The 15,338-nt window shown below is 47.1% G+C and carries 12 protein-coding genes; 1 reads left to right on the forward strand and 11 read right to left on the reverse strand.

What is annotated here, in order from left to right:
• Nucleotides 1-72 precede the first annotated feature (72 nt).
• From MKX63_RS00845 to MKX63_RS00870, 6 genes are all read right to left on the reverse strand, one after another.
• A complete protein-coding gene (locus tag MKX63_RS00845; RefSeq protein ID WP_341014636.1) occupies nucleotides 73-2,874 on the reverse strand; it encodes an AlbA family DNA-binding domain-containing protein in 2,802 nt (933 codons plus the stop codon).
• Between the two features lie 526 nt (nucleotides 2,875-3,400).
• Entirely contained in the window at nucleotides 3,401-4,918 is a 1,518-nt protein-coding gene (locus MKX63_RS00850; protein ID WP_341014637.1) for a hypothetical protein, read from the reverse strand.
• 659 nt (nucleotides 4,919-5,577) lie between these two features.
• Nucleotides 5,578-7,137 carry a 23S rRNA (uracil(1939)-C(5))-methyltransferase RlmD gene (gene rlmD / locus MKX63_RS00855; RefSeq protein WP_341014638.1) on the reverse strand — a complete coding sequence of 520 codons (1,560 nt, stop codon included), beginning with the start codon at nucleotides 7,135-7,137 and terminating at the stop codon, nucleotides 5,578-5,580.
• A 371-nt stretch (nucleotides 7,138-7,508) separates the two neighbouring features.
• Nucleotides 7,509-8,402: a diacylglycerol kinase gene (locus MKX63_RS00860; RefSeq protein WP_341014640.1), complete on the reverse strand. Its 894-nt coding sequence runs from the start codon at nucleotides 8,400-8,402 to the stop codon at nucleotides 7,509-7,511.
• 118 nt (nucleotides 8,403-8,520) lie between these two features.
• Nucleotides 8,521-9,285, reverse strand: a complete 765-nt coding sequence (locus MKX63_RS00865) for a sirohydrochlorin chelatase (RefSeq protein WP_341014641.1) — start codon at nucleotides 9,283-9,285, stop codon at nucleotides 8,521-8,523.
• Between the two features lie 3 nt (nucleotides 9,286-9,288).
• Nucleotides 9,289-9,579: a YerC/YecD family TrpR-related protein gene (locus MKX63_RS00870; RefSeq protein ID WP_019913624.1), complete on the reverse strand. Its 291-nt coding sequence runs from the start codon at nucleotides 9,577-9,579 to the stop codon at nucleotides 9,289-9,291.
• A gap of 374 nt (nucleotides 9,580-9,953) precedes the next feature.
• Between MKX63_RS00870 and MKX63_RS00875 the strand changes: the two genes are divergently transcribed.
• A complete protein-coding gene (locus tag MKX63_RS00875) occupies nucleotides 9,954-10,502 on the forward strand; it encodes a tyrosine protein kinase (RefSeq protein ID WP_341014642.1) in 549 nt (182 codons plus the stop codon).
• 27 nt (nucleotides 10,503-10,529) lie between these two features.
• Here MKX63_RS00875 and corA read toward each other — a convergent pair whose 3' ends face one another.
• The 5 genes from corA to MKX63_RS00900 all read right to left on the reverse strand — a co-directional run bounded on the left by corA (nucleotide 10,530) and on the right by MKX63_RS00900 (nucleotide 15,306).
• A complete protein-coding gene (corA, locus tag MKX63_RS00880) occupies nucleotides 10,530-11,489 on the reverse strand; it encodes a magnesium/cobalt transporter CorA (RefSeq protein WP_341014643.1) in 960 nt (319 codons plus the stop codon).
• A 203-nt stretch (nucleotides 11,490-11,692) separates the two neighbouring features.
• Nucleotides 11,693-12,595 carry a response regulator gene (locus tag MKX63_RS00885; RefSeq protein ID WP_341014644.1) on the reverse strand — a complete coding sequence of 301 codons (903 nt, stop codon included), beginning with the start codon at nucleotides 12,593-12,595 and terminating at the stop codon, nucleotides 11,693-11,695.
• A 3-nt stretch (nucleotides 12,596-12,598) separates the two neighbouring features.
• Nucleotides 12,599-13,888 carry an ATP-binding protein gene (locus MKX63_RS00890; protein WP_341014645.1) on the reverse strand — a complete coding sequence of 430 codons (1,290 nt, stop codon included), beginning with the start codon at nucleotides 13,886-13,888 and terminating at the stop codon, nucleotides 12,599-12,601.
• 87 nt (nucleotides 13,889-13,975) lie between these two features.
• On the reverse strand, nucleotides 13,976-14,626 hold the full coding sequence (locus MKX63_RS00895) for an amino acid ABC transporter permease (RefSeq protein WP_341014647.1): 651 nt from the start codon (nucleotides 14,624-14,626) through the stop codon (nucleotides 13,976-13,978).
• A 29-nt stretch (nucleotides 14,627-14,655) separates the two neighbouring features.
• Complete coding sequence (locus tag MKX63_RS00900; RefSeq protein WP_341014648.1) at nucleotides 14,656-15,306, reverse strand: amino acid ABC transporter permease; 651 nt, start codon at nucleotides 15,304-15,306, stop codon at nucleotides 14,656-14,658.
• Nucleotides 15,307-15,338 lie beyond the last annotated feature (32 nt).

The raw sequence follows: 15,338 nt of genomic DNA on the forward strand, positions 1-15,338 counted from the left end.
CTAAAAGATATTTATATAAAAAGAGAGCATCTGGTAAAGGATGCTCTCTTGAACAAGCTTAGTCTATAAAATTTAATACTCACCAATCACGACCCTGTCAAGATTTTTATTAGCATTATCAATTTCTTGATGCAGTATTTCATCGAATGTTACATCATAAGATTTAGAGATAGTATTATCTTGAATGTTACCAAAAGAAACTATTAAATCTCTTCCTTCAATTGAACTATTAAATATTTTTGAAATTTGATCCGTGCTAATATTTCCATAAGAGTAAATCCCATAAATAGACTTTTCTTCTATAGCTTTTTCAATTTCAGTTTTATAATCTCGTACCTTATTCCAAAGTTCTAAATTTCCTAAGTTCCAATCATTCACAGGGAGCATATCTCTCAATAAGTGTTTTAAAGCCTCCATTCTAAAACCATTACTGCTCCCCGAAGCAGCCAATATATACTTATTTAAAAACCTAACCGAAATAAACAACTTATTACTAGATACGATCATATCTGCAAGATTGGCTTTTCCACTATATAGCTGTTCTGTAAGGAATAAATTATCTTCATTAAAGTTAACACAGTCCTCATTTAAAGAATTTGAGTGTACTATTATAATTTTTGAATTGTTGGATAAATTCATTTTACTATTGGCAATTTCTACGTGATTGCTCGATAATAAAAGCTTGGGTAACTTCAAATTCTCATTAGATAGTTGAATAATTTCGTTTTTTATTTTTATTGAATTTGTTTTTCCTTGATGCTCCTTTAAATACTCAATAATCTTTATTATTTCATTTCTATATATTTTCTCAGCAATAGCTTTAGTAATAATTCCACCTATTTTTGCACTACTTCTGGAGAGTTCAACAGCTATTTCATCCTCTGACGTCTTACCGTCGACTACTAGAAATGGAATATTGGCTTTGTTTAAATTACTATATTGATTGAAATCATAGTCTCCCTTTATCAAAACATCATTATAAAGCAAAAGATTTTTTGTCTTGATTGTTCTATCTAAATTCTCATGTTTAGAATCTTTCTTTTCATTTTTCCCTTCTAACTCGATGTCATATAAAAGGGCTTTTATTGAACTTGTATCAATAATAGGTGAAAACATATCTTTCTTCTCGCTTATATTGGGAATTAAATAACTATCCGAATTATAATGAAAATAGATATCTATATTTTGATTATTTATTGCCCATTTGTCTATTCCTAATTGCTTAATCACTTCTTTAATATTTTTGTTATTAATTAAATTAGGATCAATTTCTATTTCTATCCTAGTATATGAATCATTATTTTCATAAGATTTTTGAATTAAATCGGAAACACGATTTTTATCCTCAAACAGTTCAAATCTAAATTCATTATCATTACTTTTCTTAGTTAGTACCTTAGCCTTTTTTCCAATTAAAAACATAGATAAAGCACCGATTCCAAACTGCCCTACAATGGGGAGACCAGAATTTTTCTTTTTTGATTTACCAACAGTCAAATAGTATTCTATAACATCCGCTAAACTCATTCCAATACCATTATCCTCAAAGGAAAGAATTAATTTTTCTTCAACAGTTCTTATTGATATTTCAATTTTACCTCTGTATCCCTCGTTCTGCCTTAGCTTACAGGCATCTATTGAATTTTGTAGTAATTCACGAAGTGCAATTTCAATTTTATTACCACTCTTATATAACGGTTCAATTAGTAGTGGTATTATCTCTTCGGAAACCCTAAATTTCACATTTGATTTCACAAATTGTTTTGAAATACTACTGTCATAGTTCACTTCTCTAATTTTGACGATTGTATTAAAGTTTAAATGATACAAAGGAAATGCTCTTAGAATTTTTATCAGTTCATTCAAATTACCAACATATTTATCAATGGCTCTATAATGCTCTCCATTAAAATTATTATCTACAAAGTTAATGATAATAGCATCATTTATTACTTCATATACAGCAGAATTATGACTTATTATTCTATACAAATTATAACATGCACAAAACAGTAAAATTATTAGCGAATTTTCTCCTCCATCTAAAGAGATATCAATTTTCCTACAATCATGCTTATAATTTTTTATCATAGTGATTATATAACTGAATTCCTCTACTTCTCGTATTGAATCGTCAAGAAAAATTTCTCCCTGCAATATCATCTCCTGAAAAACTCTTGTTATCTTGTACTTAAAAATAGAACTGCTATTCGTGACTATGTCAAGAGCCTCGCGGTTAATTAATATGTCCATGCTATCCAAAAAAATTAGCATGTCATTAAAAAATGATCCTTTAACCTCAGTTGCGAGATTGAAGTACCCGTATATATTTCCTTGCTTTTTAAAAAACATATTTGTTAGTTCGTTACGTGAAATTAGATGGCTTGAACTTCCATGTCGTATATAGCCTAAACCTTTACACTTGTTTTTGAATGTGTCTTTTTGTTGTCCTTCTTTTTTTCCACCGTCAAAGTCTTTTCGAAATAAGTAGGGCTGATCTTTATTTTCTTTTCTAATCTTAATCAAGTCTATCTGATGTCCATCTAAATCAAAGTTCATGATTATATCAATTTGTGGAATTGGTTCAATGTTCTCAGTAATTATTTCTTGAATATTATTTTCTTCATATCTTTCAGTAATATGAATTTCAGAAAGTGTATCCTCTTCAGTGTTTTGTCTGTAGCCTATAATTATATATTTATCTACTTCAATACCGACATTTAAGAAGGAAATACAATCCTTAATAAACTCAAATTTCTGATAGCTATATTTGAGTTCATACCATTTTTCTTTAAAATCTACTATAGTATTTTCCCTACCTGCCCTTATTAAACTTCTTATGTACTCGATATCTCGTTGATTTAGATCACTCATAAAAGCTCGATTCCTCCATTTAGTAATATTTTTCCTTTTCCCTCACAAATCACTATACCATAATTTGAAAATATTACTCCTTTGACGCATAAAATTAATCAAACATTGTAGAATCTGCTTCTAAAACCTCTTACTAAAAAAACGTCCTGAAAAGGACGCTCTCTTGAGATTACAATTTAACGATTTTAAGCTATTCCCCACTATCTCCTGACATGTCTACACACTGGACGTCAAAACCAAGGTCCAAATCGGCCAAAACCTCAGTTGTTTCCTTTAGAACCTTATTTTCAAAGACTTTGCCATCCTGCATAAAAGTCGTAATCGGCTCAAAGTGGTGAAAACAAAGGATTTCTAGCTATCTTTACTTCGCATTCCTATTAAGACCTCCGCATGGCTTGAGTAGCAGTCGCGGACAAATTGATGTAGTGGTGTTTACCTTTTATAAAGTTTTACAAAAAATAGCTAAAAAAAATCATCCAATATATTTGAGGGTCTTGTCATTAAGCTAATCCACAAGGTTTCATCGTTATAAAATATCTGCAACATATCCGTCTTTGGTCTTTAAAAATACAACTTTAGATGGTAACATTTTCTCGCCCGTATTTGCTAAGCCAACAATAGTCATCGCCCATTCAGACAGTTCTCTTGGAATTCGATAGCATTTTACTTCGTCCTCTTCTACAATCGTAACTACTGGAATCATCTCTTTACTTAAGCCTACTGATAATACATCGAAAGTTTGGTGTCCGTTTTTTATTACAAGCAAAGGTTGCCTATCAATGTCAAAATAAACCTTTGCACCTCGACGATTTATTACAAAACCATTAGATAAGTCATTATCTGTAACAGCATCAATCGGCAACGCCGGTATTTGTCTATCGTTTCTCATCTGTTCAAAATAATCAGCAAGATGTTCACAACAATAAGCATTGAAATATTCACCTTGCATATCAATATCTTTTTTTATATCTTCTACCGATTTAAAGCGATTCATGAAACTTAAGAGAGCAATAAACTCAATTAAATCATCGGAGTATACTCCGGCAAAAGCCTTATACCATGCGTTGTTTAATTCAATCGCTACTTGGTGCAATTTCTTGTAAAGGGCAAGCTGTCGCTCATTGAGGACGAACCAGCTCTTTTCGAGGATCTTCTTGTTTATCATTTCTTGAGGCGAAGCATATTCCAGTGATTTATTTAGTGCTTTAAGCAACTTTGAAATGATGCCTGCCAACATATCAGCCATACGAATTCCGCAGGAAGTCAATGAGTCTGCCTCGGAAACTGAGCACAAGCCCACTCGTTCAGCAGCTTTTACAGTGTTACTATTTTCGCCTTCCCTATCTATAGTAATTGAATAATCATAAATTACTTTTTCATCCAGAAATTTTCTAAATCCCACGAAAGCAATCTCATAATTCCAGTCAATCGTTTTAATCGTGGACACGTCGTCCAAGAGCAAGAGAATTTGGCTGAATTGCTCGATTTCCTTTTGCTTCAAAGTTTCGTTTGCCTTATCTTTTTCGATTTGGGCTGTAAAGAAGTCTTTCAATAAGCCAATAAGTTCACCTGTATTATTATACATCCCCGCCATAATTTCGCTTGGCTGATACAAGACTACTGCCTTCGTGATGGAATATTTCATCGCATCCATATCCACGAAAAGGCTGTTTTCATAGTCCTCAAATAGCTGATGAATTATGTATTCGATTTTGCTTGTGACAGCATAGTAGACAAGGATTCTTTCATCGAACAGCGTCATGAAGTCCTCTAACAAGGAGAGGTTATCAGCGTTCAAGGAGGCAAAGCCACTTTTTAGTTGGCTTTGCTTAATAGTATTGCTTTTTAGTTCGCCGTTTGACTGCCTGTGCTGATACTTAGACTCAAATGTTGCATATCTTTCATACAAGCCAGCCTGTTTGTTGGAGTGCCAGCCAACAACAACCGCAATAAAGCTGTCGAAGTAATTCTCCGCAGTAATGGTTTTGTGGTTGATTTTCCGGCTATGCTCAGATTCATCATAGTAAAAACTGTATTTGCTCATAGGCTACCTCATTTCGCGCAGTGGTAAATCCTCATTACTTGCTTTACTTTGACGGCATATGTCATTACCCCAGATAATTTATTAAGCATACATATTATCAACAAAATTCTCAAGAACACTTCACCATAAAAGGTGTTTGATACTCCTTCTATAGTAAGTTTTCAAATATAGTGGGCGCTAGCCCCCGAAATAACTGGGCTATGCTGATTTACTTAGCTTCGTTCAGATGAGTGTAGCGCACTTATTTTTTTGTAAGTAGAACTAGCTGTAGTTACCTGCATGTAAAATTCCCTTTTCTCTATCTGTTCAAGCTCTTCCTGCAATTGTATGGCTAAGCAATACTCCTTATCTGTAAGCCCATGGTATTATACCTTCGAGATAAACATCCTTTTTTTACATAATACGACATTGGCTTTAGAATTAAAACATCTAACTAAGTGATCTGGATATGAAAAAGAACGCCCTAAGGACGCCCTCTTAAAATCAATACTATTTTAGACTATTTTCACTAGCCCCTGACATGTCTACACACTCGACCTCAAAACCAAGGTCCAGCACGACCGAAACCTCAATTGTTTCCTTTAAAACCTTATTTTTGAAATCGGGGCCTTCCTTCGTAAAAGTCGTAAACGGCGCAAAGTGTTGAAAACAAAGGATTTCTAGGTATCTTTGCGTTGCATTCCTATTACGACCTCCACATGTGTCGTATGCGGGAACATATCCACCGGCGTGACCTCCACCGCCCGGTATCCCCCATCCTCCAGCACCCGCAAATCGCGGGCCAGTGTCGACGGGTTGCAAGACACGTACACGACACGCTCCGGCTGCATCAGCAGGATGGTCTCCAGCAGGCGCGGGTCGCAGCCCTTGCGCGGGGGATCGACGACGATGACGTCCGGGGTGATGCCCTGCTCTTTCCAGGCCGGGATGACATCCTCCGAAGCGCCGACTTCGAACTTCACGTTGTTCATTCCGTTCAGCTTCGCATTGGCGCGGGCGTCCTCAATGGCTTCGGGCACGATCTCAACCCCGTACACCTGATCCGCATGTTGCGCCAGGAACAAGGAGATAGTTCCGATACCGCAGTAGGCATCAATCACGGTCTCCTTGCCGGTAAGTGCAGCGTACTCCAGCGTTCTGCCATAGAGCACCTCGGTCTGCGCCGGGTTCACCTGGTAGAAGGATCGCGCCGAGATGGCGAACTGGACCTCACCGATGTAGTCGTAGATGACCTCGCTGCCCCAGAGGACACGGGTATCGTTACCGAAGATGACATTGGTCCGCTGGGTGTTGATATTCTGGCAGATGCTGACCACTGCTGGAAGCTGCTCACGGATACTGCCGAGCCAGGCGTCCAGATGCGGGATATCCCGGCCGTTCGTGACCAGCACCAGCATCATCTGGCCGGTGCGGAATGCCTTCTTCACCACAACGTGGCGGAGCAGGCCACGGCCGGTCTCTTCGTCGTAGGCGGTGATGCCCAGCTCACGGCCGAGGCTCTTGACGGTGGCGATGACCTTGTCGTTATCCTCATGCTGGATCAGACAGGTCTCCATGTCGATGATCCGGTGACTGCCCCGTGCATAGAAGCCGCCGACCAGACCGCCTTCGGCCACCCCGATAGGTACTTGGGCCTTGTTGCGGTAACGCCAGGGCTCGTCCATGCCGAGCGTAGGCAGCACGCGGATGCCTTCAGCCCGGTAACTTGCATCGGCCGCATTGCCACCTTCAACCGCAGCAAGCTCTGCACCTGCATTTGCACCATTCGTATCAGCGCTACCGCCCACTGTATCTCTACTTGTCGCACCGGCACCAGCCACCTCCAGCTTCCCGATCCGCTGCAGGTTGTCCACTACCAGCTGCCGCTTCCACGCGAGCTGCGCGGTGTATTCCATATGCTGCAGCTGGCAGCCGCCGCACTGATCATAGATCGGGCAGGGCGGCGCGATGCGGTCGCTGCTGGCCTGCACCAGTTCCAGCAGCTTGGCATAGCCGTACTGCTTCTTGGTCTTCAGCACTCTGGCCCGGACTCTCTCACCGGGAAGAGCTCCCTGCACAAATAGGGTAAAGCCCTCTACACGGCCTACCCCTTCACCTTCATGGGTCATGCCGATAATATCGAGCAGGACCTCGTCATTCTTATTTACAGGCAGTCCGACAACAGCGGCCGGTGCTTGTTTCCGGCGGCTTCCACTGCGCCCGCTGCGGTGTTTACTCATAGATATAGGTTCACTTCTTTCATGTTCTTCACTATTTATCACGTTAATTACAGTACCATCATACGAAGCAAGCAGGACTGTAAAGCCGCTATTTTCTCAAAAAGCTGTGAATCCGGCGTCGATGCGGACCGTAGTGCGCTTATTTCGTCTCCAGCAGACAATTCCGATAAGGTCACTGGAGTCCACTTAGCTGCCGCAAAACAGCTGTTGGCACAAATAAGCGCCGCTGAGTCCGCAAACCCAGCAATTCGCCACAGCACACTGGCCGCTCAGACCCTTCCATCACACGCCTTGCCTCAATCCGCCGCCCGCCGCATCACCGCTGACGCTTGGCCTCAGCATACCTCTCCCCATTGCCACCAGCCAGTCAACTAACTATTCTGCGCGAAAATCCGCAGATGCTGCGGCAGGATACTGAAATTGCCCGGCAGGGTACCGCCCAGCTCACCGTCCAGGTTCAGCTGCACGTGGCCGGGAGAGGTTACCTCCATGGCATCGGTGCGGAAATGGACAACCTTCTTGTCGCTCAGGTGCTCTCCGCGAATGGTCAGACGCACCAGCCGGATGAACTCGGCCAGGTTGCATTTCTTAACGGCAATAACATCGAGCAAGCCGTCATCGATACGCGCCCCCGGAGCCAGCTTCTCGAAGCCGCCGACCGAATTCGTGTTGGCGATCAGGAAGAGCATGAACTCGTCATGGATCATCTCCTGGCCGTTCGCGCGGATATACAGCTCTTGTGGAGCAAGGCTGGCCATCTTCTCGATCCCCTTCAGGTAATAGGCAAGCTGACCCATCATGGTCTTCAGCTTGCTGGGGACCTCATAGGTCAGCTCCGTCAGCTGTCCGCCGCCTGCTATATTAATGAAGTAACGGTCATTGGCTTTGCCGAGATCAATCAAGCGCGCTTCCTGACGCAGAATCAGGTCGCAGGCTTCCTCCCAATTCTTCGGAATGCCCATGGCCCGCGCGAAATCATTCGTTGTTCCCAGCGGTAATATGCCTAGCGGCGGAAGGTTCGGCTTCTCCGCCATCCCGTTAATCACTTCATTGAGCGTACCGTCGCCTCCGGCAGCTATGATCAGATCATAAGTACCGCGTTCCACAGCCTGGGCTGCAGCCGCAGTAGCATCGCCCTCTCCCGTTGTTGCATGGCAGGTAGCTTCGATACCGCCCATATCCAGCCGGTCAAGAATATCGGCGAGTCGTCTTTTCATTTCTTCCCGACCAGAAGTGGGATTATAAATCAATCTCGCAGTTTTCATTACCGGAACGCCACCTGTTTATATAATGGATAACTTTACTGATTATACCCAATTCTGTACCCCACAAGCAATGTCAGGGGGTCAGCTCCATTACCCGCGTACGAATTAACGTTGGCTCTCAAGTCTCCAGGCGCTGGAGCGCTGCTTCCACCTGCCGCTGAATCCAGCGCGGCAGCAGCGGATGCGGCAGCAGTGTCTGGCCGGAATAGGCATACTCAAGCCCCTCAAGCCGCTGCGGAATAACCACCTTAGTGAAGTACCCCTCACTCAAAAAAAGCGGAGCCACCAGCACATCATAGCCCTGCTCCTGCCAATGCTCCACCCGGCTTCTCAGGCTGTCCGGGTTCAACAGCCCGTAATCAGCTGCAGCCAGCCCGCTAACCTCCCGTACCCGCGCAGCAAGCGAAGAGATGCCCTGCTCCCAGCGCTGCCGGAAGCCGTTATGCCTGCTGCCGTGTCCGACCAGCAGTACCATCTCCCGTCCGGGATGCTGCGACAGTTCCCGAAGCTTATCCCACAGCATCTGCGCAATATCGGGATCATCATCGACAGGATAGCCATAATGAACCTTCGCGGCAACCCTGAACGGCGCAAGGTCGGTCTCCCGCTCAGGAACCGGCTTAGCGCCCAGTGCATACTCTATCTCATCGACATGCGTACTGCCGGAAGAAACAAACAAGGGGATCACAATAATATCTGTGACCCCTGCATGTTCCAGCTTATCAATTCCATCCTGTATCAATCGTCCTTCTACCAGCTCAAGGAAAGCCACTGCCACCGGCAGCTCCTCCCGGAGCATGAGATGGCTCACTGCCTCATCCACCATCGACACCCAGGCCTGATCCCGGGAGCCGTGACTGATTAACAATACACCCGGAACCATGGATTACCGGCCCAGACGTTCCAGCGTAAGCTTATAACCGTCATTGCCATAGTTCAGGCAGCGCTTCACACGGGAGATTGTTGCTGTACTTGCCCCCGTCTCGGCTTCAATCTGATTATATGTAGACCCCTTGCCCAGCATCCGCGCAACCTCAAGGCGCTGTGAGAGCGATTGAATTTCGTTCACGGTGCACAAATCATCAAAGAATACATAGCATTCTTCCATATTTTTCAATGTTAAAATAGCCTCAAATAATTGATCGATACTTTTATCGTTTAGCTTCTTTAGCTGCATCGCCCTATCATCCCCTAAGCATTAACTTAATATGACTATCTTGCCTCTACTATATTGTACTGGAGCACATTTTTCAAGCATTAACGGTTTCACGCTGTAAAGAGTGAAACCGACGGACAAACGTCCACCCCAGGCGCACACCGTAGCCGGGGTTAATTCTAATCTATTTCCGGCTTCCAGGTTAGACCGCCTTACTCATAGTACTACAAAACCGTGCAAAATCAAGCATGGACACGGTTTCTTCACTTCCTTCTTCCGCTCTATAGGCATCCGCCCTTTTCCGCTGGTATCCCGGTTACCCGGGCATTCGTCTATACCGTCTGTTCGCCCATGACATACAGTATAGCAAACCACTAACGAAGGAATGTGATCCTATGCCTCAGCATTACTATAATCATTCCCGCCAGCAAGGCCGTTCCCTGGCTGAACCCTACAATCCGTCGCCTTACCCGGGACTATCTGCTTATACACCTGCCCCGCTTCCCGGAGAACCTGAGCTGCTGCCTGCTTATGGTGCTGAAGTCACCGAGACGGCACTCGCGCTCCCTGCTGCAGAAGCTTCTACCGCGAAGGCCGGAGGCCTCCTGGGCGGACTCGGCAATCTTGGAAGTCTGGCGAATATGGAACAGCTCAAGGGAATCGTTGACCGGATGGGCGGTATTGACGGAATCGTCAACACCATGGGCAAGGTGCAGAAGGTGATGCAGGGCTTCTCACAGATGGCTCCGATGGTGAAGCTAGTGATGGGCGGCTTCGGCAAAGGCAAGGGAAGCGGAGCGGGAGAGCTCGCCGCCGAGGAGGATGCAGCCCTCTATAGCCCCAAACGGCGCAAAAAAAGACGCCCCGCCCCGAAGCGCCGCCATACCACCTCCAAAAAGCGTAAATCCGGCGGGCCTTCCTCCGTTAAGCGCCGCCGTTCCTAAGCGGCGGCGTTTAACGCGCTTTTCCCGTTACTTAAACCAGCCGCTCCGCCGGAACCAGCCGAACATTCCGATTCCCAGCACCAGCATAAGCAGCAGCACTGCGAAATAGCTGTATTTCCATTCCAGCTCCGGCATCACCCTGAAGTTCATTCCATAGATTCCGGCGATCAGCGTCAGCGGCATGAATACCGTGGTAATCACCGTGAGTGTCTTCATGATGGAATTCATCCGGTTGGAGTTGAGCGAGATATAGCTGTCACGCAGGTCGGCGGTCATTTCCCGGTCAACTTCAATCATGTCGGTCAGCTTCAGCAGATGATCGTAGATATCGCCGAAGTAGACCCGTTCCTCCCCGTTACTCTGTACATGCTGCGAATTGACAATCCGGTACATCAGATCACGCATTGGCACAATTGTCCGCCGCAGCTTCAGCAGCCTTCCGCGCACATTGAAGACTTGGCTCATCAGCTCTTCCACCGATTCGTTACCGCCCTGGCTCTCCAGATCCGCGAGTTCATCCTCCAGCGTATACAGGGACGGGAAATACCTGTCGACCAGCTTGTCCATCACGGTATAAGCAGCGGCCATCGGCCCGCCCGACCAGCCCTTGCGGCTATGAATCTCAGCTTTGACCATCTGCCACGCTTCCTCCATCTCCGGCTTGTCCTGATGATGGTAGGAGACGAGGAACTTCGGGCTGAGGAACAGGTCGATCTCTTCAGCCTCCAGCGTCCGCTCATTCAGCGAATGCAGCACGAAGAACTGCACATCCTCGTAATAATCCAGCTTCGGCCGCTGCAAGACATGCATACAATCTTCAATCGCCAGCGGGTGAAAATGAAAATAGGTGTCCAGCCTCAAGGTTTCTTCCTCCGTCGGCATAGCGAAATCCGCCCAGATCCAGGAATAATCATCCAGGATGATATCCTGAAGCTGCAGATCGGTCAGTACTTCACCTGTATGCGTTACGGCAAGTGTTCGTATCATAATATAATTCCTCCGCCCTATGTAGGCAATCCGCAGCAGAGCCGCGCTATTCTAGTTGCTTTCTCCCATTGTACCGCATGTCCCCGCAAAAAAATAACCGCCAGCCCGCTGAACAGCGGCTCCGGAGGTTTCTTGGGTCTTGCCTCTATAGTTGACGATGCCATTTGCTCTGAAGGGCCCGGACCCATAGTCCCGTATCCGGCTTAGCGGCCCAAGCCTTCCAGCACCTCCAGATGCAGCACCTGCAGGAATTTCTTAATGTTCACCTTCACCTTGCCGCTATCCCGGCCCTGTTCAATCTCCTTCATCTTCAGGCGCACCTCTTCAAAGTCGAAATACAGCGGCGCATAATGCTCGAACTTCGGATTCCCGTAATCCGTCAGACCGATGGACGCGAGACTTGTCAGACCCGCCGCCAAGGCGCGGCGCAGACGCTGTTCGATAGCCTTGACCTCTTTGGCTGCCTCCGCAGGCACCGGTCTGTACTTGGCAGCAGTCAGCTCATACAGTTCCTTCAGGGATGGAAGACTTCCGCTCTTCCCTTCCGCTACCGCCAGTTCCATGATCGTGATAATATCACGGCTGCCATTCTCCGAAATCATGCCCATATTCATCAGAATCGGCTGGACAATTTCCTTAACGGTCCGCTTGCCCGGCGGCAGCTGCGGCAGTCCGAACTGCAGGCCCTCCAGCTTGCCCAGCGTCAGCTTGATCTCATCCAGATAACGGCCCATGGCGTAACGTTCATTCACTTTATATAGAACAGATTCGACTTCAATCTTATTGATCGGCTTGCGGATGAAGAATTCAATTCCGCTCCTGTAGGCGCGGCTGACCATATCCCCGTTCTCAATCTGCGAGATCATGACGAATTTGGAGCGGCAGCCCTGTGCCTGAAGAGAGAGGATAGTCTCAATCCCGTCCTGGTCCGGCATCAGCAGATCCATCAGCACAATGTCCGGGGTCTCGCTCAGGATCAGAGCAACCCCTTCCTGTCCGCTCGCTGCAGTACCCGTCACCTCACCAAGCCCGCTGTCCTCAATAATATGCTGCAGCATTCTTCTCGCCGACGCGTCGTCATCTACAATACAGAATGATAGCGGCATCCTCTATTCCTCCTTCCGCAGCTTCATGCTCGGCACTGTAATCTGGAACATCGCTCCTCCGGTATGCGATACCGGCTGAACCGTAATGCTTCCCTCGAACATATTCACTATATCCCGTACATGAGAGAGCCCGATCCCTGTGGCAGCGATGCCCTCTTCATCGAATTTCGTGGTGAAGCCCGGCTCGAACAGCAGGTGGAGATCATGCTCCCCGATGCCCGTCCCGCTATCAGTCACTGTCAGAATCGTCATACCGTCCTGCTCAAAAGCGTTCAGATGGATGCTGCCTGTTCCTTGGATGACTTCCACCGCATTGGCGGTGAGATTGTTAAGCAGGGTCAATAGAGGAATGTAGCTGTCGGTTGTGTAATCGGAGGTGATGCGAATATGGAACTTAATCTCTTTGCCCAGCATTTCCGCATATTTGGCATTGCTCTTGACCGCGAACTGCAGAATGCCCGATAACGGCATGTCCCCGTTCACCTCACGCTCCACCAGCTTCACCAGTCCTGCCAGAATCCGCTGCGAATCCTTCTTCACCTCATGGAGCTGCTGGGTGATGTCGAGTACCTGCCGGCTGTAACGCCTCGTACCTTCCCCGTCCTTCAGCTTACTGTACAGCTCGAAGCTGTTCAGCGTTACCTGCTCCAGGGTGCCTATAGACTTCTTCAGATAGAACACTTCCCCGTACAAGCCGGAGCCGAATCCAAGCATCTGTTGGGTCCGTTCATGCTGCTCCCGCTCCCGGATACGCAGCTGGCTGACAGAGATGCTGCTGTATACGCCAGTGGTGAAATACGTTCGCAAGACCGCAATTGCCATCAGGTACGTCCACTCGTTCAGCCGGAAGGTAGCCGAATCCAGCACAATCAGCCGGGTCAGCAGCTCCATTTCATTGGACAGGAGATCGATCACCGCAGCAACGGCGCCCAGCACCAGCGGATGGAAGGTATCGATCCGGCTCTTGATGATATGCATCAGTGCGCCGAACACCATGTAATAGATCATTGCCGAGAAGTGGCTGCTAAGGCTCTGCTCTACCGTCAGTCCGCTTCCCTCCACCATATCCATGGCAGTCCGGAACAACAGCACGACCACCCCGGTGGCACAGCCTGTGCGGATATACGGCAGCTGCCTCATCAACAACAGGAAGAGGAGAAAGGCGCTGCTGCCCATGGCAATGCGGAAGACATCTCCGTCAAACGGGTTGATCTTGAATTCTCCGGCTACCGCAGTAACAGCGGCCACCAGCAGAATCTGTACCGCCTTCATTCTCAGAATCGATTGTCCCATCGCCACTGCTCCTGCCTAGAGAGGTTGACAACTATAGTATCATAGCCGCACTGGATTGAATATGGCTTAATCCTCATTCGGCTAAGGTTATACCGCTCTGTGCTCAAGCCTTCTGGACAGCAGCGACAGCAGGTAATTGACGACAAAATAAATCAGGGCAACCAGCGCCAGCGTAGGGATCGCATAGCTGTAGCTGTGGCCGATGACAATGTTGGCGTTATGCATCAGCTCCGGCAGTGAAATCACAACAGCAAGCGAGGTATCCTTCAGCAGGGAGATGAACTGGCTGACCAGTGGCGGAACCATCCGCCGCAGCCCCTGGGGAAGCACGATATGCCATAAGGTCTGTACATTGCTGAGACCGGAGGAACGCGCCGCCTCAATCTGCCCCTTGTCGATCGACATTAAGCCGCCGCGGACAATCTCGGCAATCATCGCCGCCTCGAAGATGGTTAATGCCGCAATGGCCGCAGTAATCAGTCCGAGCTTGATCCCGACCTCCGGCAAGGCGAAGCGGATGAAGAAGATGATCAGCAGCAGCGGCAGATTACGGATCAGCTCCACCAGGTAGAACATGACCGGAGACAGCACCGGCACCTCCGAGTAGCGGATGACGCCAATGATACAGCCGATGATAAAGCTCAGGAAGATCGATACAAAAGCAACAATCAGCGTTACATACAATCCGTCCAGCAGAAACTTCAGATTCTCGGCAGAGTATGCACCTGTGAAATCCATAATATCCCTCCTTTAGCTCAAGCGTTCTCTTAATATTTGCGCTGCAGTCTACGCTCCCAGACCCGCACGCCGTAGCTGAGCGGAAGCGTAAGCACCAGATAGAATACCGCTACGAAAATGTAGGTGTCGAAGGTACGGTAAGTCTCTGTAGAGATCCCGTCGGCGAAGTACATCAGATCAAGACCGGCCACCAGAGTCAGTACCGAGGAGTTCTTAATCAGGTTAATGAACTGGTTGCCGAGCGGTGGAATGACCAGCTTGATCGCCTGCGGCAGAATGATATGCAGCATCGTCTGTATGTAGCTGAGACCGGAGGAACGGGCCGCCTCCATCTGTCCCTTGGGCACGGCCATAATTCCGGCACGGATCGCTTCGGCGATGAAGGCCGAGGTATATACGGCGAGTCCGATGGTTCCTGCCTTGAAGCCGTCCAGTGTGAAGCCCAGAGCGGAAGGCCCGTAATAGAAAATATACACGACCAGCAGCAGCGGGATATTGCGGATGAATTCCACATACACCGCGCCGAACCAGCGCAGACCCTTCACTGAAGTAATACGGAAGACGGCAATGACCGCACCGATCAGGAAGCTGCCGATCAGGGCCAGCACACTGGACAGCAGCGTACCGTAGAAGCCTTCCATATAGAGTCCAAAGTAGTTCGTTAATATTGAGAAATCCATTAATGTTCACCTGCCTTTACCTGTGGATGAGT

This window comes from Paenibacillus sp. FSL R7-0179, assembly GCF_038002265.1.
Taxonomy (GTDB): Bacteria; Bacillota; Bacilli; order Paenibacillales; family Paenibacillaceae; genus Paenibacillus_AQ.